The 17,438-nt window shown below is 73.6% G+C and carries 18 protein-coding genes; all 18 read right to left on the bottom strand.

The features are described 5' to 3' along the window. Positions 1-2 precede the first annotated feature (2 nt). Entirely contained in the window at positions 3-695 is a 693-nt protein-coding gene (locus CA12_RS01435; RefSeq protein WP_145356884.1) for an acyltransferase, read from the bottom strand. Positions 696-1,141: 446 nt separating this feature from the next. Next, complete coding sequence (locus tag CA12_RS01430; RefSeq protein ID WP_207622101.1) at positions 1,142-3,145, bottom strand: hybrid sensor histidine kinase/response regulator; 2,004 nt, start codon at positions 3,143-3,145, stop codon at positions 1,142-1,144. Next, positions 3,142-5,355: a response regulator gene (locus tag CA12_RS01425; protein WP_145356882.1), complete on the bottom strand. Its 2,214-nt coding sequence runs from the start codon at positions 5,353-5,355 to the stop codon at positions 3,142-3,144. The genes CA12_RS01430 and CA12_RS01425 overlap by 4 nt, the downstream gene beginning before the upstream one ends. Beyond that, entirely contained in the window at positions 5,352-6,413 is a 1,062-nt protein-coding gene (locus CA12_RS01420; protein WP_207622100.1) for an ATP-binding SpoIIE family protein phosphatase, read from the bottom strand. Before CA12_RS01420 ends, CA12_RS01425 begins: the two co-directional genes overlap by 4 nt. A 38-nt stretch (positions 6,414-6,451) precedes the next feature. Continuing rightward, the gene (locus CA12_RS01415) at positions 6,452-6,871 is read right to left on the bottom strand and encodes an anti-sigma regulatory factor (protein ID WP_390614128.1); all 420 of its coding nucleotides are present in this window, start codon (positions 6,869-6,871) and stop codon (positions 6,452-6,454) included. Then, complete coding sequence (locus tag CA12_RS01410) at positions 6,852-7,259, bottom strand: STAS domain-containing protein (RefSeq protein WP_207622099.1); 408 nt, start codon at positions 7,257-7,259, stop codon at positions 6,852-6,854. The genes CA12_RS01415 and CA12_RS01410 overlap by 20 nt, the downstream gene beginning before the upstream one ends. Positions 7,260-7,294: 35 nt before the next feature. Beyond that, the gene (locus CA12_RS01405) at positions 7,295-8,164 is read right to left on the bottom strand and encodes an STAS domain-containing protein (protein ID WP_145356876.1); all 870 of its coding nucleotides are present in this window, start codon (positions 8,162-8,164) and stop codon (positions 7,295-7,297) included. Between the two features lie 687 nt (positions 8,165-8,851). Next, positions 8,852-10,069 (bottom strand): IS701 family transposase, encoded by a 1,218-nt coding sequence (locus tag CA12_RS01400; RefSeq protein ID WP_145356874.1) that lies wholly within the window; start codon positions 10,067-10,069, stop codon positions 8,852-8,854. Between the two features lie 866 nt (positions 10,070-10,935). Next, on the bottom strand, positions 10,936-11,097 hold the full coding sequence (locus CA12_RS21760) for a hypothetical protein (protein WP_165700489.1): 162 nt from the start codon (positions 11,095-11,097) through the stop codon (positions 10,936-10,938). Between the two features lie 128 nt (positions 11,098-11,225). Beyond that, positions 11,226-11,654 carry a hypothetical protein gene (locus CA12_RS01395; protein ID WP_145356872.1) on the bottom strand — a complete coding sequence of 143 codons (429 nt, stop codon included), beginning with the start codon at positions 11,652-11,654 and terminating at the stop codon, positions 11,226-11,228. A gap of 43 nt (positions 11,655-11,697) precedes the next feature. Continuing rightward, a complete protein-coding gene (locus tag CA12_RS01390; RefSeq protein ID WP_145356870.1) occupies positions 11,698-13,119 on the bottom strand; it encodes a hypothetical protein in 1,422 nt (473 codons plus the stop codon). Positions 13,120-13,211: 92 nt separating this feature from the next. Continuing rightward, complete coding sequence (locus CA12_RS01385; protein ID WP_145356868.1) at positions 13,212-13,418, bottom strand: hypothetical protein; 207 nt, start codon at positions 13,416-13,418, stop codon at positions 13,212-13,214. Positions 13,419-13,518: 100 nt separating this feature from the next. Next, entirely contained in the window at positions 13,519-13,776 is a 258-nt protein-coding gene (locus CA12_RS01380; RefSeq protein WP_145356866.1) for a hypothetical protein, read from the bottom strand. Beyond that, positions 13,773-14,816: a hypothetical protein gene (locus tag CA12_RS01375; protein WP_242688097.1), complete on the bottom strand. Its 1,044-nt coding sequence runs from the start codon at positions 14,814-14,816 to the stop codon at positions 13,773-13,775. Before CA12_RS01375 ends, CA12_RS01380 begins: the two co-directional genes overlap by 4 nt. 84 nt (positions 14,817-14,900) lie before the next feature. Next, on the bottom strand, positions 14,901-16,433 hold the full coding sequence (locus CA12_RS01370; RefSeq protein WP_145356864.1) for an ATP-binding protein: 1,533 nt from the start codon (positions 16,431-16,433) through the stop codon (positions 14,901-14,903). A gap of 59 nt (positions 16,434-16,492) precedes the next feature. Beyond that, entirely contained in the window at positions 16,493-16,687 is a 195-nt protein-coding gene (locus CA12_RS01365) for a DUF2997 domain-containing protein (protein ID WP_145356862.1), read from the bottom strand. A gap of 1 nt (position 16,688) precedes the next feature. Continuing rightward, positions 16,689-17,102: a DUF1257 domain-containing protein gene (locus CA12_RS01360; protein WP_207622098.1), complete on the bottom strand. Its 414-nt coding sequence runs from the start codon at positions 17,100-17,102 to the stop codon at positions 16,689-16,691. 38 nt (positions 17,103-17,140) lie between these two features. Continuing rightward, positions 17,141-17,296: a hypothetical protein gene (locus CA12_RS21755; RefSeq protein WP_165700488.1), complete on the bottom strand. Its 156-nt coding sequence runs from the start codon at positions 17,294-17,296 to the stop codon at positions 17,141-17,143. Between the last annotated feature and the right edge of the window lie 142 nt (positions 17,297-17,438).

Below are 17,438 nucleotides of genomic sequence, written 5' to 3'. Positions count from 1 at the left end.
GGTCAGTCTCCCCCGCCGACGGACGAGGCGGCGGTCGCGGGCGTCGGGGGGCGGTTGTCACGCACGGCGCCCCGTTCCCCGATCGCCCGGGCCGGCACGCCGGCCATGATCTGGCGGGGGCCGACCGGACCGGTGACCACCGCGGCCGCGGCGATCACGGCCTGCTCGCCGACGTCCGCCATGACCACTGCCCGGTCGCCGACCCACGCGTCCCGTCCAATCGCGACCCGCGGCCACTCGCCCGGCTGCTCGCGGACGGGCATGTCCAGCCGGTCGATCCCGTGCTGACGGCCGCCGTTCGTCACCGACACCGCCGACCCCAGCAGCGCGTCCTCGCCCACGTCCACGGCCCCCAGCACGCAGTACGGGCCGACGTAGCACCGCGCGCCCAGCGTCGTCTCGGGCGAGGTCAGCAGCGCCCCGAACCCGACGTGCACGTCCCGCCCGCAGGCCCGCAGGGTCTGCCGGAAGAACGCCCGCCGCAGGGTGACGCCGCACAGCCCGGGCAGGAGGGCGAAGGCCTGGGCGTAGCCCGGGAACGCCCGTTCGGCCCCGAGGGCCGCGGCGGACAGTCGGTACGCCGCCCACGCCGGCAGCGTGACCGCCGCCGCGAGCAGATCGACCCCCCGCTTCGCCCCCGTGCGGCACGTCGCCCCGGAGGACGGCCGCCGATCGATCGGTTCGGTCGCCTTCATCGCCCGGCCCCCGCGACGGCGGCCGGTCTTGGTCCGCCCCGTCCTGCCCGCAGCCGCCCGGCCGCGGGCGTCGTGGTTCGGTCTCCCCGCCCGAACGTCATTCGCGATCCGATCCGGGGGCCTGAACGTGAGAGGGCCGACGCCGAATCGACGCGCGGACCGTCTCTCTTCGGCGGATCCGGGGCCGCTGTCAAGACCGCCGCCGCGTCGGCCGCGTCGGCGCCGACGGATTCTCTGAGCCCGACCTCCTGAAGAGACCCACCGCCGCGACGGATCCGGGACGAAGACGCCCCTTTGGTCCGGCCGTACGCCGGGAGACATGGGGGGCGACAGGGGGAGCGACTGTCGGAGAAACTCTCGCAGATCTTTCCCCGGCCGCCGCAGCGGCGGCCCGCCGTATTCGCCCGCCCCGCGATGAGCCCGGCCGCCGCCCTCGTTCTCGCGGGTCAGGTCGGTGCGAGTTTCTCGTGGGTGAACAGGGCTTTGAGTTCTTCCACGCCGGCCGGCTTGACGAGGTGGGCGTCGAAGCCGGCGGCGGCGGACTTGCGGCGGTCCTCCACCGCGCCGTAGCCGGTGAGGGCGACGAGCAGGACGTCGGCGGTGGCGTCGTCCGCCCGCAGCCGCTCCGCGACTTCGTAGCCGCTGATGCCGGGCAGGCCGATGTCGCACAGCACGAGGTCCGGACCGAACGCCGCCGCCGCCGCCAAACCCGCCGCGCCGTCGGCGGCCACACGGACCTCGTGGCCCCAGAACCGCTCGATCAGCCGGGTCATCATGAGGGCCGCCGGGCGGCTGTCTTCGACCACCAACACCTTCAGCGACCGGCCGGGCTCGACGGCGGGGGCTGCGGTCGCCCCGGTCGTCCGCGGCTCCGCGTCCGCCGGCCCCGCGGCGAGGGTCGGCAGGCGCAGGGTAAACGTGCTGCCGCGGCCGGGGCCGGGGCTGTCTGCGACGACCGTCCCGCCGTGCATCGTCGCCAGCCGCTTCACCAGCGTCAGCCCGATCCCCAACCCGCCCCGCGCCCGTTCGATGCTCGTCTCCCCCTGCGCGAACAGAACGAAGACGTGCGGCAACACGTCGGCGGCGATCCCCAGTCCGTCGTCCTCCACGACGACGGCCACCGTCCCGCCGCCCTCCCCGTCCGTCTCACGCTCCGCCCGAACGCGGACGGCCCCGCCGGGAACCATGTACTTCGCGGCGTTGGTGAGCAGGTTCGAGAGGATCTGCGCCAGCCGGACCGCGTCCCCGTTCACCCAGACCGGGTCGTCCGGCAAGGTGAGGGACAGGTCGTGGTTTTGCTCTCGGATGAGCGGACGGACCGCCTCGACGGCGGTGTGAACGCAGACGCGAAGGTCGATCGGCTCGCGGCGGAGTTCGATTCGGCCGCGGACGATGCGGGAGACGTCCAACAGATCGTCCACCAGCCGGGAGAGGTGGTCGACCTGCCGGCCGAGAATCTCGCACGCCTCTCGCCGGGCGGACGGTTCGGGTTCGCTCCCTTCCCCGTCCAAACCGCCCAGCAGCAGGGCGGCGTTCTTGATGGGGCTGAGAGGGTTGCGGAGTTCGTGGGCCAGCATCGCCAGGAACTCGTCCTTGCGAAGGTGCTCCTCGGTGAGGGCGTCGGTCCGCTCCCGCAGTTGGGCGACCATCGCGTGCCGCTCCGTCACATCGGACACGACGCACACCGTCCCGTCCGTCACGCCGTCCGACTCGCCGGGGATCGGGTCCACCACGACCCGTAGCCAGCGCTCCCCGCAGCGCAGCTCGACCGGCTCGCCGCCGGCGGCCTCTTCGTTTTCGGCGGCGGGCAGGACGTCGGAGAGCGGGCGTCCGAGGAGTTCGTCCCCGGTCCTCCCCAGCATCGGCGCCAGGGCGGCGTTGCAGCGGCGGATCACGCCGTCGGCGTCCAGCAGACAGATGCCGTCGCGGATGGCGTCGAACGTCGCCCGCCACCCGCGGGCGGCGCGGCGGGCGGCCTCTTCGGCCCGCCGCACCCGCAGCAGGGCGCGGACGGTGGCGAGCACCTCCTCCGGCTCGGCGGACTGGTTCAGGTAGCCGTCGGCCCCGCCCTCCAGCCCGCGGGTGCGGTCGCCGCTTTCGACGTACACCGTCGAGAGGTGCAGCACCGGGATCCGGGCCGTCGCCGGGTTCGCTTTGAGCCGGCGGCAGACCTCCAGCCCGCTGAAATCGGGCAGTTGGACATCGAGGACGACGAGGTCCGGCGGGCCGTCCGGGGGGGGCTCCGTCGACCCGCCCCCCGCCAGCCGCAGCGCGTCGGCGCCGGTCGCGGCCTCGCGGACGTCGTAGCCGGCGCGGCGGAGCGTATGGACGATCGTGTACCGCTTCGGCTCGTCGTCGTCGACGACCAGGAGGCGCGCCGCCGCGGGGGCGTCGGTCATCGCGGACCGGCCGGGGCTGGCGGGCAGAGAGTCCGTGGTGGGGTCGCTCACGGCGCCGTCACCCCCGAGAACCCGCCCGCGGCGTGCGGCGTCGACGGCGGGGCCGAACGCGAACCGCCCACCCCGGCCGCTTCGAGCGCTTCGCGGAGCCGGACGAGGGCCGCGTCGCGGGACAGGGGATTTTTGGTCAGGATCGCCGAAGAGCTCTCCGCCAGCCGCGCGCGTTCCCCCGCGGTCAGTTCCTTCGAGGTGCAGATGACGACCGGCAGGTCGCGGGTCGCCTCGTCGGCGCGGAGGCGATCAAGCACTTGGAATCCCGTGAGGTCCGGCATGACGAGGTCGAGGAACGCCACGTCCGGCCGGTCCTCGCGGGCCTTTCGCAGGCCCGGCTCGCCGCGGTCGGCCTCGGCGACGCGCCAGCCGGCGCCTTCCAGGAGTCCGCGGAGCACGTAGCGGGCGGCGTCGTCGTCGTCGATCACCAGCGCCCTCCCGGACCGGCCGGGGCCGGCGAGGGCGGTCAGGCGTGCGAGCAGCCATTCCCGCTCGATCGGTTTGAGACGGAAGTCGTCGGCCCCCAGCGTGAACGCCCGCTGCCGGTCGTCCACCACGGTGAGGACCAGCACGGGGATGTGCCGCGTGACGACCTCCCGCTTGAGGTCTTCCAGCAGCGCCCAGCCGCTTTCGGCCTCCAAGACGATGTCCAGCAGAATCGCGGCGGGGCGGAACTCCCGGAGCGCCCCGCGGGCCTCCGCCGCCGTGCCCGCCCCGACCGCCTCGAACCCCGACCCCTCCAGGTGCTTCTCGTACAGGTATCGCGTGGCGGGGTCGTCCTCGATCACCAGCACGGTGGCGCGGTTCGGGTCGCGTGGGCGGGCGCCGGCGGTTCCCCCGGCGTCGGTCCCGCCGCCGTCCGCCGCGCGGTAGACGCACGGGATCGTGACGGAGAACGCCGATCCTTCCGCCGGCGCGCTGCGGACGGCGATCGTTCCGCCCAGCAGTTCCGCCAGCCTGCGGGAGAGCGGCAGCCCCAGCCCGGTCCCGCGGATCCGGGTTTGGGTGGGGCTCTCGATCTGGGCGAACTCCTCGAAGATGCGTTCCAGTTCGACGTCGGCGATGCCCGCGCCGGTGTCCGCCACGGTGAAAGTGACGGCGTCGCCCGGCGCCGCCGCCGCGGAGACCCGGACCTCGCCGCGGTCGGTGAACTTCAGCGAGTTGGAGAGGAAGTTCCGCAAGATCTGGGCCAGTTTGCCTTCGTCGGTGTACAGGGCGGGCAGGGCGGGCGGATCGTCGAAGTGCAGGGCGACGGCGGAGCGCCCCCCGGCGTCGCGGGTCAGCAGCGGGCGGAACATCCCCCGCAGCGTACCGAACAGATCCTCCACGACGACTTGCGTCGGTCGCACGACCGTTTTGCCGGCCTCCACCGTAGCGAGATCGAGCAGGTCGTTGACCAGCGCGAGCAATCCCTCAGCCGACTGCCGGATGAACCCGACCTGCTTGTCCTGCTCGTCGGTCAGGTCGCCGTCGCCGCGGTCCAGCAGGATGCGGACCAAGCTGAGGATCGAGTTGAGCGGGGAGCGGAACTCGTGGCTCATGTGGGAGAGGAAGCGGCTCTTGAGGTCGGACGCCCGTTTCAGGAAGACCGCCTTCTCGTCCAGTTCCGCGTACAGGGCGACGACGCCGCGGTTCGTCTCCTCCAGTTCGGCGTTCAGGCTGGCCAACTCGGCCTGTCGCTCCCGCAGTTCGGCGAGGGCGTCGAGCAGTTCGCCGTTCTGCCGCTGCAACTCGGCGAGCGGGTCGGCCGGGGCGGCACGGGCCAGTTCGGCGGCAATCTCCGCCAGACGGGCGGCGGTCGGCGGCGGGGCGGCGCGCGGCAGGCGTTTCGCCATGAGGACGGCGGCGCCGGTCCCGCCGTCCGGTTCGATTCGGAAGACGTCCATCAATCGGCGGGCGGCGACCGGGCCGGACCCGCCGCCGTCCAACAGCCCCGCCAGCGTCTCCCGGCCCGGCCCGGTCTGCCGCACGCGGGCCGTCAGGAGCGGGCGATCGTTCGCTCCCCCCGCGGAGGGCTCGATGGCGAAGGCGATCTCCCCGCCGCCCGCGTTCAGCAGCGCGGTGCGGGCGATCTCGGAGACGGCGGTGGCCACGCGGGTCTGATCCTGCGGCTCGAACCCGGCCAACGCGGCGACCTCCCGCGCCCGCTGACGGGCCAGCACCACGTCTTCGCCCCGGGCCACCGGGAGCGTGAGCAACGGGTCGGTCACCGGTCCGGCTCCCCGGCGTGCGGGCGGAGGGCGACGACGGTGGCGTCGTCCCGGCCGCGGACGAAGTCGCGGTACAGCAGACCCGCGATCAGCCCCGGATGGCGCGTCACCAGGCCGCGATGGTCCGCCAGCCTCCAGCCGGTGGCGAGGCCGTCGGAGTGCATCACCAACAGTCCGCCCGCCGGCCAGGGCAGGACGACCCGCTGAACCCGAAGCAACTTCGCCCCGACCGTGCCGTTGTGCGAGAGGAGGCTGCGACCGGACCCGTCGGCGGGGTCGAACAGCTGTCCACTGACGTTGCCCACGCCGACGTACCGCAATTCCCCCGGCTCGCCGGGGCCGGCGTCGCGGGAGAGATCCTGCTCCGCGATCGCCAACGCCGCCCCGCGGGTGCCGCGGAGGGCCGCGTGCAGGGCGTGGACGAGGTCTTCGAGCGGCAGGTCGGCCCGCTCCCGGAAGACCCGCACCGCTTCGCCGGAGGCCTCCGCGGCGAACTGCCCGTGCCCGAGGCCGTCGGCGACCAGCAGGCGGCGGCGGTCCGGCCGCTCGTCCACCGCCCAAGCGTCGCCGCACACCGTTTCGCCCGGCATCGGCAGGTGCACCGCCCCAACCTGCACGGTCTCCGCCCCCGCGCCCGAGGCGGGCGGCGGCGGGCCGAGATAGACCCGCGCCAACAGCGCCGTGCCCCGTCCGGGGTCGGAATGGATTTCCAACCGATCGGCGAGCCGGGCGATCGCGCCGAGTCCCTTCCCCGCGCCGCCGACGGTCGAGTAGCCGTCGACGCGGCAACGGTCGACGTCCGGCATGCCGGCGCCCCGGTCCAGGACGAGGATCTCCAAACCGGACTCCGCGTCGTGCAGTCCGCCGGGCGGGAAGGGGCGGAGGATCAGCGTGCCGCCGCCCGCGTGGCGGGTGAGGTTGGTGGCGGCCTCGGTCACGATCAGGGCGATCTCGCCGCGTTCGGTCTCGGCAAACCCCAGCCGCCCCGCCAGCGCCACCGCCGCCCGCCGGGCCTCCCCGGGGCCGCTGCTGTCGCCGATCGCGAACGCGCGCGACACGGTCGCGGGGGCCTCCGGCGGCGACGGGTTCGGCGGGTTCATTTCCATCTCGTGACGATGATCCGCGTGCCTTCGCCCACCGTGGACTGGATCTCGAACTCGTTGACCAGCCGCCGCGATCCGCCGAGCCCCAACCCCATGCCGCCGCCGGAAGTGTAGCCGTCGGTCAGGGCCTGCTCCACGTCCGGAATGCCGGGACCCTCGTCCTCGAACGTCAGCCGCAGGCCGCGGCGAACCGGTCCGCCGGGGGCGCCTTTCTCCAGCGACTCCAGCCGCACGACCCCGCCGCCGCCGTGCAGCACCGCGTTGCGGGCCAGTTCGCTGGCGGCGGTGATGATCTTCGTCTGATCCACGAGTCCAAAACCGACCTCCCGCGCCCACTCCCGCACGATTTGGCGGATGAGGACGACGTCGTTCTGCGACTGGACGGCGCGTTCGTCAGTCTGCGTCACGGTCACGATCGACGAACTCCCTGTCAGCGTCGCGGGCGGCGTCCGTGCCGGCTCGCAGGATCTCCATGCCGCGCTCGACGTTCAACGCCGTCCGAATTCCTTCCAGGGACAGGCCCAACTCGACCAGCGTGATCGCCACGGCCGGTCGCATGCCGACGACCACGGTCTCCGCGTCCAGGACGCGGCCCATCGCGGCAATGTCCGAGAGCATGCGGCCGATGAACGAATCCACCATGTCCAGGGACGAAATGTCGATCAGCACGCCGCTCGCCCCGGTGCGATCGATCTGCGTGGTGAGGTCGTCCTGCAACGCCATCGCCAGCCGGTCGTGCATGTCCACCTGGACCGTGACCAACAGGTACGGCCCCATGCGGAGGATCGGGATGCGGTCCACAGCGTCGTGCCTCGTCGAAAGGCGTTTGGGGGGCGTCAGGAACGGCCGGCGGGGCGGTCGATGGAGGCCCCGGTTTTCTTCAGGGCCAGCTTGAAGGCGTCGGCCATGGTGGATTTCGTGGTCACCTGCCCGAGGTCCAGCCCGAGGTGCACGATCGTCTGGGCGATCTGCGGCCGAATGCCGCTGATCAGGCAATCCGCGCCCATCAGGCGGGCCGCCGTGACGGTCTTGAGCAAGTGCTGGGCCGTGAGCGTATCGACCGTCGGCACGCCGGTGATGTCGACGATGGCGACGCTCGACCCCGTATCGACCAGGGCCTGGAGCAGCGACTCCATCGCCACCTGGGTGCGGGCGCTGTCCAGCGTCCCGATCAGCGGCAGGGCGAGGATGCCGTCCCACAGCTTCACGACCGGCGTGGACAGCTCCAACATCTCCTGCTGCTGGCGGTTGATCACGTCCTCCCGGGCCTGCTGGTGGACCTCGGTGGTGTAGAGGCCCAGTTCGTCCAGCATTTCCGTGGCGGTCCAGGTCGCCTCCGCGAACGCCCCGGCGTCGCCGCCCAACTCCGCCCGCAGCTTCGAGAACAGCGGCCTTTTCAGGGAGAAAATGAAGGTCGCCGTCTCCGAGGGGCTGGCGCCCTGCGTGCCGCGGGAGCGGGCCAGGTCGTTCAGCATCGCCCGGACCTTGTCCCACGGCGTCCCCTTCAACCTCTGCGCGCCCTCGGACTGGGCGGCCTCGCGGACCAGGCGCAAGAACTCGCGGCACTGCTCTCGCAGTTCCGCCTCGCGGACCCGCTTGGCACCGGGCGCGCCGGGAGCGGTTTGCTCCGCGACCCAGTCCGCAAGGAGTTCGTCTTCGTGCCGGGCCAACAGGGCCGGCAGTCGACTAGAACCGGATTGGCTCATGGGGGATCGGCGTGGCGGGACGCGGTCGAGGTTCTGACGGCGTCGCGGTCCGGCCCGACGCGTCCCGGAAACACAGCTGCCCGCGGACCGAACTGCCGCTCCGCACGCTGAGTATAGGCGGTCGGGACGACCGGACACCAGTTCCCCACCGGGAAGGAACCGCCGCCCTGACCGGGGGCGTGGCCGGCCTGCTCCGCCGGTACGCCGGCGGCCCGCGGGCCGGCCGAGATCGCTTCGCCGCGGTCTCGCCGACCGTGCTCTTCAGGGACGGGAGGACGACGGGAAGCCCACGTCATGCACGACGACGACCGCCGTCGCCCAAGCCCCCTGGCACGGTTCTGCGAGGTGGAGCCGTTCCCGAACGGGCGGACATTCGGCGACCGCCTGAGGGCCCGCGGCGGGTCGGGCGCAGGCGGACCGGTGCGAGCGCCCAACCGTCGCGGGCGCATCGGCGGCATCCGGCCTGTGCGGAACGGAACCCCGGGCTTCGCGCGGCGGGCTCCTATCGATGCGAGCGGGGCCTCGGCCCGAGCCCGAGGGAATCCGAACTTTCGCAAGTCGAAGTCGAGGAGGGATCTGTCGCGGCGTGCGCGATCGCTCCGTCGCCGACGAGCCGATCCGCGCCGTCGAGGAGGCATGCGCCGCGGCCGGCAGTCCTCCACGGCTCGGCGAGGGGCGACGCCGGCCTCACCGGAGTACGCGATCGGGCGGAGGGGCCTCGGGCGCGACGCGGGCGACTGTCAGCGCGGCGTGGGCGAGCATCGACAGCGTTACGTGGCGGTGCCAGCCGTCCCCACTGCGGACCTCGTAGGCGTCCAGCCCCGCCTCCCTCCGGGCTCCCGCCACCGTCCTCCGGAACGCGTCGAGTCCCCCGGCGGCCTCGACCAGCGTCCGCAGCGACGCGTCCTCCGGCGGGCGGGTCAGGAAGTAGGACCGCCTCGCGGTCTCTGCCCCCGGCTCGGCGTCCTCGCGGACCAGCAGCCCGTGCCGCTTCGGCGGCTTTCCGACCACCTGCGAAGACCGGCCATACCGCAAGGCCGCCCAGCGGACGGGGCGGCCGTCCCCTGAGGTCTCCGGGAACGATTCCCAGCCCACGCCGCCGCCGGCCTCCGCCGTCTCCAAGTGGTCTTCCGCCGTGGTCGTCGCGAAGTCCGGCGCGAACAGCTTCTGCGTCCTCGGCACGGCGACGACGTGGCCCAGTCCCCGGCCGCTCGCGAAGTTCCAGAGATTTCGGCCGCAGGGCTCGTCCGCGGCGACGCGGTCGCAGGGCACGCCGGCCTGCAGGGCCCGGCGAATCATCGTCCGCGCGAGCGCCGACGAGTCCGCCGGGGCGAGGACGCCGATCCGGGCGTAGATCCGTGTGTCCGGCGCCCCGACCGCGACGCGGCGGGCGGGGTCCGTCGCCCACTCCTCCGGCAGGCAAAGGGCCCGGTCGATCAGGGCGCAGCCGCGGGCCGTGCGATACGCCAGGAACACGGCGGTCTGGCAGGTTTCGACCCGCCCGGTCGTCGGCGACCGCCGCCGCGTGGCCCCGGCCGACTTGATCCCCCGCTTCGGGAACCGGACCTCCCCCGCGATCAGCGTGGCCTCGCCGGCGGGATCGGCCAGCCGCTCCACGACGTACTCCCGCAGGTCGTCGCGGAGGGCGTCGGCGTCCCACCGCGCCCGGTCGAGCAGGTGCCGAAAACCCGCCGGCGTCGCCTCGCCCGCCGCCGCGGCCAACGCCCGCACGCCGCCCCGCCCTGCGCCTCCCCCGCCGAGGGCCAGGGCCCGCAGGTACGCCCCCGCCCGACCCCGCAGATCGCGGCGGAGAAACCGCGGCCCGATTCGGGCGGCGACGGCGTCGAGCTCGCGGCCCCGGAGGCGGTCCGGGTCCGAACCGGGCTCTGCAGATTGAACATCCATCACGGCATTCCGGGGCGGAGGATCGACCCGCCGGCGTCCCCCGCCCGCGGCCGTCCCGAAGTACGAGAGTCGCGCGGCCGCCGTGGGGCCGGCGGCCCCAGCCTCCAGCCGCGCGGGAGGTCCTCTCCGTGGAGCACAAGATCTGGGGGCCTTTGGGAATCGGGTACACACGCCGGCGCGTCTGGATTTGGGCGCGCTCCCACCATTCCATGTTCGCGCGCCCTCGGGATCTGTCCCAGCCGAGAGAGGCTCGTTCGCCGCTCAACTGCCGATCAGCGCACCAAAGCCCCTTCCTGGTGCCGTCTGCACGACGCCGCCGCGGACCGTGCGGGACTGATGGCCGGACCGCCCCGCGGAGGGCGCGGGGGAGTCGCGCCCTCCGGCGAGGTCGAGCACCGTCGCTCATTTGCGTGAGCGTGAGGGAGTGACGGGGAGACGTCCGAAAGTTTCGGACCTGCCGTCCCGCCGGCGTGACGCGGTCGGCTCCGGGGCGGCTCCGCATGCCCACCCCGCCGGCGCGGCGGATCTGGCGGACGCCAAACGGTCGAACGCCCCGTCCCGGCGCGTCTGGATTTGGGCGCGCTCCCACCGTTCCATGTTCGCGCGCACTGGGACTCTGAACCAGCGGAGAGAGGCTCATTCGCCGTGCGAAACGCCGATCTCGCACCGAAGCCGGGTCCAGCGCGGTTCAGTCGCCGCCGCGGACCGCCCCATACGAGGGGGCGACGGGCGGCTCCTCAACAATCTGTCGGTTTGAACGGTCGGCGACGGCATGACCTGAGTCCTCTGATTGCAGCCGCAACCTAAAAAAATCCCCCCGCACACGCGGGGGGGCCGGCCGCCGGCGTGAGCCGGCGGCGGGAACGTCACCGGCCGCGGCGGAGGCCGCGGCCGAGGGGACCGGTCGCCAAGCCCACAGCGGTCAGCGCGATCATGGAGCGGCAGGCCACGCGGGCGGCGGGGCGGAGGACCGCGAGCAGCAGGCCGACGGCGGGGCGGTCGAGGGACGGGGAAGCGAACGGGGCCATGGGGATCTTTCGAGTCGTCGGGGAACGGGGAATCGGGAACGGGAAGCAGGAGCGGCGGGGGGCATGTCGACCGCGGCCGCCCCCGCCGGGGCCGGCCGCCGGGGATCGGAGGGAGAGTGCCAAGCGGGTCAGCGGCGGTCGCCGGCCCGCTCCTTGAGGCCGTCGATCAGGCCGCTGGCTTGGCGGCGGGAGAGCTCGGCGGCGTCGGTCACGCCGAGGCGCCGCAGTTCGGCGGCCAGATCCGCCCCCGCCCGCCGGGCGAAGGCGTGCAGGGCCCGCACCTGCTTGTCCGTGCTCGGCGGGTCGGACGGCGGCCGCCGGTCCGGCGGGGGTTCGGCGAGGCGGGCGGGTTCGCCGCTCTCGTCATCGGCGACGCCCAGCTCGGCGTCGACGGCCCGGCGGACGACGCCGAAGCACCCGCGGATCTGCCGGCGGAGTTTCTCGGGGTCCTTCAGCAGCTCGGCGCTCAGCTCCACCTCCAGGTGGACCTGCGCCCCGCGGCTGCCGTAGTCCGGCTGCCCGACCTTGCGACTCAGGCCGCAGTTCAGCTTCAACATGAGACACCTCCTGTGGGTGAGGGAGAGGGGACGGACCGGGCGGTCAGGCGGCGAGGCCGCCGAGCCGCTTGAGGCCGTCGAGGGCGCTGGCGACGGCCCGGTCCCGCCTCTTCAGCTTCCGCAGGTCCGCCGCGAGGGACCGGGCCTGCTGGGCGGCCTCCGAGAGAGTCGCGGTGAGAGCCGCGGCCCGATCGAGGAGGTCCTCGGGGTCGGCGGCGGCGTCAGGTGTGGGACGGGACACGGCGGGAGCGGGCTTCGGGGAGCGGAACGGGACCGTCGCCGGAGCCGGGGCGGCGGACGCGGGGGACGCCGCCTCGGCGGCAAGGCGGACGGCCCCTTCAGTGGGTACGGCGTCGCCGGCGAGGGTGGCGAAGACGACGGTCGTGCCGCCCTCGTCCGGCGTGTCGCAGCGGACCGGCTCCTCCGGCCCATACAAGACGACCCGGACGCAGCCGGCGGCGAGGGCCCGGGCCAGGAACCGCCGGTCCGCCACGGCGACCGCGGCGCCCGTGGCCTCCGAGAAGGCCGTCGCCAACTCCACCGGCGTCCCGCCCTCCTCGGCGGCCCGGACGAGGAACAAGCCGTCCCGCACCTCCAGCGTGACGGGTCTGCGGTGGTCGCCGGCGGCCGGAAGGCGGTCCAGCCGGTCGGCGAGGAACGCCGCGTCGGCTTCGGAGAGGCGGACGGCGGCCTTCCCCTCGCCGCCGGGCACGACGCGGTCCAGCTCCGGGAACCGGGCGTCGCGGGCCTCCGGCGTCCACAGCGTCCAGTCGCCGGCGGAGAGGACGACCAGCGCGACCTTCGGCCCGTCCGTCACTCTCGCCGTCCGCACGTCGACGCCCTTCAACTGAGAGCATCCCAGGGCGTGCGGGGCCGGCAGCAGGACGGGCTCCTCCCACGGGAACGAGAAGCCCCGAGCGATGAGTAGATGGTGGCTGTCCGTCGCCTCCACCCGGCCGCCGTGCGGGTCCATCCGGACGCAGCCCAGGGCGTAGCGGGTCGACTCCGCGTCGGTGACGGAGCAGGCCTGCCGCAGAGTCGCGGCGAAGCCGGGGCCGGGGTCGTGGAACGCCTCCACGGCCGGCGGGGCGAACTGGATCGCCCGATCGCGGTCGGCGTTCTCGCTGGCGCCGCGGGCGGACCGGGGCACGCCCTTCTCGTCCCAGTGGGCGACGACGGCGGCCCCGCCGTCGGCTTCGGCGAGGGAGACGTCGCCGGCCTTCGCGGCGCCGGCCTCGGCCAGCAGCTCGAACGGCAGGACGAGGTCCGCCGGCGGCCGGTCGCCGGGAACGCCGAGGCTGACGCCCCGGCCGTCGGGGGCGATCGCGGTGAGGCGGGTTCCGCCCTCCTCGGCGGCGTGGAGGCGAATCGGCGGGCCGGCCTCCCGGCCCTTCAGGTTCAGGTGCTTCTTCAGGACGGTGCGGAAGCCGTGCAGCGTCCGCCGGGGCAGGATGATCGGGGGCATGGGGCCCTCTCGTGTGCGGGGGTCGTGGATGAAAGAAAAGGCCGGCGGCGGGGATCAGCCCGCCGCCGGTCGTGGGCGCCGCGGCTTTCGGCTCAGTGGAAGGCGACCTTGCCGCGTCCGCAGCGGGACATGTCGGTGCGGCGGCGAGCCTGCTGCTCGTCCCAGTCGATGGGGCCGAGGTCGTCGTCGAAGTGGGCGAACGACGGCGGGCCGTCGATCTGGAAGCCCATCCGGGCGATGTCCGCGACGCGCTCGCCGGTGACGGCGGCGATGCGGCGGTTCAGTTCGTGCTGGGGCATCTTCGAAAACTCCTATTCGTGAAGTGGAAAAGAGAAAGCGGCGAGCCGGCATGGAGCCGGCCCGCCGCTCGGGGGGGAAGACGGTGGAAGAGCCGGGCGATCAGCCCGGCGGGGTCAATCGGTGGCGGGTCAGCCAGTCGGCCTCCGCGGTCAGGGCCTCGCTCCGCAGGGAGAACGGACCCAGAACCGGCCCGCCGACCGGGGAGAGGTCCGCGGTCCAGCAGCCATCAGCGGGTTCGACGTGGCTGGCCCGGACGACGGAGGCGGCGCCGAGGGCGCCGGCGTCGATCAGTTCGCCGTACAGCCCGCGGGCGACGCCGTCAGGGCCGACGAACAGCTCTTGGACGACGCCGCTCATCGGGGCGACCGCAGCACGCGGCGCCGCGGAGCGTCGACGACGAGCGGGTCGAGGGCCTCGGCGACGCCGGCCAGGCCCTCCTTCACGCGGTCCTGGAGCCAGCCGACGCCGGTGTTCGCCCGTAGGTCGACGGGATCCACGCCCCGCAGCAGCCCCTCCGCTTCGGCGACGACGGCGTCGAGATCGGGGCTGCTGCTCACGTTCAGCCGGCGGAACCGTGTGAAGAACTCAGTCAGGTTCTCCACCGCCGAGTCCCGGAACACTCTGGGGCCGCCGTTTTCGCCGCCCGTCAGGCGTTCGCGAAGGTGTTCCACCAACCCGGCAAGTTCGGCTGCGAACGCCTGCTCGGCTAGTTCCACGGCCTGTTCGAACCGCTGCCGCACCCGGTCGCACTCGACCTGATACAGCCTCGGGGAGAGACGTCGCAGGTAGTCGGGGGGCTCCACCGCGGGCAGGTCCCACGACAGGCCGAACAGCGGGGCCAGCGACGGGGGATAGTCGGCCGGGTCGAACAGGTCGCCCAGCCGCCGTCTGGCCCGGGAGACCAATTCGTCCCGGCAGCGGTCGACCTCCGCGGCGGCCTCGGCGAGTTCCGCCTGCAGGTCGCCCATCCGCCGCTCGAAGGCCGGCAGGTCCCTGCGGGGCAGCAGGCGGACGCCGGGCTCCGGGTACGGCAGGCTCGCCGACTTCCAGTGCGACACGGCCGCGTGCCGCACCTTCGCCGCGGCCCGCAGGGCGGGGTGCTTCGTGTCCAGCAGCTTCTTCGAGGCCGACAGCGAGCCGCTCTCGGCGTCGAAGGGGGACGCCGCCTCGTCCTTCTGCTCGGCCGACAGCGTCCGCCGCAGGCCGGGCCACGAGACGTGCAGCCGCACGGCCGCGGCGTCACTGCGGAGACGGTCGGCGGGGGCCAGTTCGCGGTGATCCCGCTCCTCGTCGAGGACCGTGACCTCCGCGGCGCCGTGGTCGGTCTCGGCGTCGGGCAGGTCGGCATCGTCGGTGTGGGTTCGCCCGCGTCGGGGCGGGCTGATCAGCAGGGTCATTGGCTTGTTCCTGATGGGGGAAATGAAAAAGCCCCGGCGGGATGCCGGGGCGTGATGAAGGAGGGGCGCCGGACGGGGCCGGCGTCAGTTCAGCGAGTAGTTCTGCTTCGCCGGCCGGCTGGTCCGGCGGCGTGGGGCGTCGCCGGAGGGGTCTCCGTCGCCGGGGCGGAAGACGCCGCCGGCCTCGGCGTCCAGGCACCGACCGCTCGCCCACCGCCGCAGCTTCGCCAGCGGTTCGGCCGCGGAGACGGAAACCGGCACCACGTGCGTCGCCGCCTCGTCAAGGCTCACGCCCAGTAGGGCGCTCAGCCGGCAGCAGGATTCGATCTCCGCCCCAGTCCAGCCGGCGTCGGCGGGCGTGGCGTCGCCCGCGGCGACGCCGTAGCGCTCGCGGTACGTCTCCCAGATGCCCGCCCGCTGCTCAGGACCGGGCAGATCGAGGAAAAAGGTCGCATCGAATCGGCCGGAGCGGGTCAACTCCGGGGGGAGCCTGCTGGCGTCATTCGCCGTGCAGACGACGAACACGCCGGGCGGCCGGTCCGCCAGCCAGGAGAGCAGCGTGCCGAGCAGCCGGGACGACACGCCGGAGTCCGGGGCGCCGCCGGAGGTGCCGGCCAGCGCCCGTTCCACCTCGTCCACGAACAGCACGCAGGGTGCCATCGCCTCGACCGTCGCCAACGCCTGGCGCGTTTGGTGCTCGGTTTGGCCAACCAGCGAACCCATCAGCCCGCCCACATCCAGCGTGAGCGTCGGGCGCTCCACCTCACGGCCGAGGGCCCGGGCGAAGGAGCTCTTGCCGACCCCGCCGGGGCCCAGCAGCAGCACGCCCTTCGCCTCGGCCGTGGGCCTGATCTTCCTCAACACGCTGCCGCAGAACGTCTTCAGGGCCTCCATCCCGCCGAGGGCCTCGAAACCGGGGCCGCCGCGGGACAGGGACAGCGGCCCTCCGGAGGAAAGCTGCTTGGCCTTCAGTTCCCACAGTGGCCCGGGGTCGAGCCGACCGTGGCGGACCAGCGACAGGGCGAAGGCGTTCTCCGCCTCCGAACGGGTGAGCCCCGCCGCGGCGTCCAGCACGGGCGTCAGCGGGTCGGGCAGTTCGCCCGCCTCCGTCGCCACGCCCCGCGCCACGGCCTCCAGTTCCGCCCGTGAGGGCAGCGGGCAGTCCAGTACGGCGAAGTCCCGGCCCAGTTCCGGCGGCAAATCGCCGATCGGCTGGACGAGGATCAGACAGGTGCGGCGGGTTTTCCCCGCGGCGAGGGCCGACCGGATCGCGGCCAATAACTCGGGGCTGTTCAGGTACCGCTGCGGGTGCACCATCGCCAGCAGCGAAGGCGTCTCGCCGTCGCCGGAGGCCGGCAGGGCCTTCACGGCGGCCAGCGGGTCGGCGGGGCCGTCCTCGCCGCCGTCGGCGGTCCACGTGGCGAGGTTCCAACCCTTCTCCCGGCAGAGACCGGCGAGATCGCGGAGGACCTCCTCCGGTTCGGGACCGACGACCAGCACGCCGGGAAAGGCGGCGGCGATCAGTTCGGCCAGTTTCGCGGCCAGTCCGGGGGGCGGGGCCGCGGAGGGTTCTTCATGAGGTTCGGGCGGGGACGGGCCCCGCGGTCGACGCGGCATGGGCGTCTCCTTCGTGTGGGTTCGGGATGGAAAAGAACGGGGGCCGAGCGGCGAGTCGGTTAGGCCCGCTGCTCGACCGACTGGGCGACCGGGACGGCCGCGTGGTATTCCGGCGTCAGCCGCTCGGAAGACGTCGTGCCGAGGGCCTCCTCGTAGGGCTGGGAGGCCGTCCGGCAGGACGGGCCGGCGAAGCTCTTGGTTTCGACGGAGGTCTCGCCGGCGGGGGTGACGGTGATCTCGATGCGGGGGGACATCTCAGGCGGCCTCCCCGGCACTCAGGTACTGGGGCGTTCCGCCGAAGCCCGCGGCCCCGGCGGTGACGGTCAGCCGCACGCTGCCGTCGGCGAGGGCGGTCTCCGTGCAGCGGTGGCCGCGGGCCTTCGCCTGGAGCTTCGTTTTCTCCACGGCGTACGCCTGCAGCAGGCGGCCGACGAACGCTTCCGATCCCCATCTGCCCTCGTAGGTGTCGTGGTAGAGATCGCCGGAGTCCGTGTCGCAGACGATCGGATAGACGAAGCCGGGCGGGCGGACCGTCGATCCGGTGCGGACAGAGCGATCGAAGAAGGTGACGGTCTCGGTCTGCGGCGGCGGCAGTTTCAGCCGCCGGCAGGCCGCCGCGAGGGCGGCGGGGTCCGTCGCCTTGGCGGCGACGGTGACGATGTGGCTCATACGGGGAGCCTCCCAGTTTGACGTGAGGGGAGAAGGGGTCAGCGGCCGTCGCGGGGCGACGGCTCGCGGGTCGGGGCCGGATCGGGCGGGGCCGCGGCGCGGCCGGCGGCGATCGCGGCGAGGTCGGCCAGCAGGCCGAGCAGGAGCTGTCCCGCCGCGGCGGCCAGCCGCGGCGGGAGGGGGAGTCGGGGCACGGGGCGGCTCCGATACGGGAGATGAAAAGGCGGCCGGCGGAATGACCGGCCTCATCCCACAGTGACTCCACGCGCCTCGCCGTTTAGGGGACGCGAACTCCGTGTGTCGGCGACATTGACTCCCGCGTCAGAGTCAGTCGGG

It is taken from the genome of Alienimonas californiensis (assembly GCF_007743815.1).
GTDB classification, from domain to species: Bacteria; Planctomycetota; Planctomycetia; order Planctomycetales; family Planctomycetaceae; genus Alienimonas; species Alienimonas californiensis.
The sequence above is the reverse complement of the archived record's forward strand: the minus strand, read 5'-3'. Positions and strand labels throughout refer to the sequence as shown.

Bases quoted from the DNA above. Each gene is read 5' to 3' on its own strand.
- CA12_RS01385 (WP_145356868.1), bottom strand. From the start codon at position 13,418: ATGCCCCAGCACGAACTGAACCGCCGCATCGCCGCCGTCACCGGCGAG.
- CA12_RS21760 (WP_165700489.1), bottom strand. From the start codon at position 11,097: ATGGCCCCGTTCGCTTCCCCGTCCCTCGACCGCCCCGCCGTCGGCCTG.
- CA12_RS01405 (WP_145356876.1), bottom strand. From the start codon at position 8,164: ATGAGCCAATCCGGTTCTAGTCGACTGCCGGCCCTGTTGGCCCGGCAC.
- CA12_RS01360 (WP_207622098.1), bottom strand. From the start codon at position 17,102: ATGAGCCACATCGTCACCGTCGCCGCCAAGGCGACGGACCCCGCCGCC.
- CA12_RS01390 (WP_145356870.1), bottom strand. From the start codon at position 13,119: ATGCCCCCGATCATCCTGCCCCGGCGGACGCTGCACGGCTTCCGCACC.
- CA12_RS01365 (WP_145356862.1), bottom strand. From the start codon at position 16,687: ATGTCCCCCCGCATCGAGATCACCGTCACCCCCGCCGGCGAGACCTCC.
- CA12_RS01395 (WP_145356872.1), bottom strand. From the start codon at position 11,654: ATGTTGAAGCTGAACTGCGGCCTGAGTCGCAAGGTCGGGCAGCCGGAC.
- CA12_RS01375 (WP_242688097.1), bottom strand. From the start codon at position 14,816: ATGACCCTGCTGATCAGCCCGCCCCGACGCGGGCGAACCCACACCGAC.
- CA12_RS01435 (WP_145356884.1), bottom strand. From the start codon at position 695: ATGAAGGCGACCGAACCGATCGATCGGCGGCCGTCCTCCGGGGCGACG.
- CA12_RS01380 (WP_145356866.1), bottom strand. From the start codon at position 13,776: ATGAGCGGCGTCGTCCAAGAGCTGTTCGTCGGCCCTGACGGCGTCGCC.
- CA12_RS01400 (WP_145356874.1), bottom strand. From the start codon at position 10,069: ATGGATGTTCAATCTGCAGAGCCCGGTTCGGACCCGGACCGCCTCCGG.
- CA12_RS01370 (WP_145356864.1), bottom strand. From the start codon at position 16,433: ATGCCGCGTCGACCGCGGGGCCCGTCCCCGCCCGAACCTCATGAAGAA.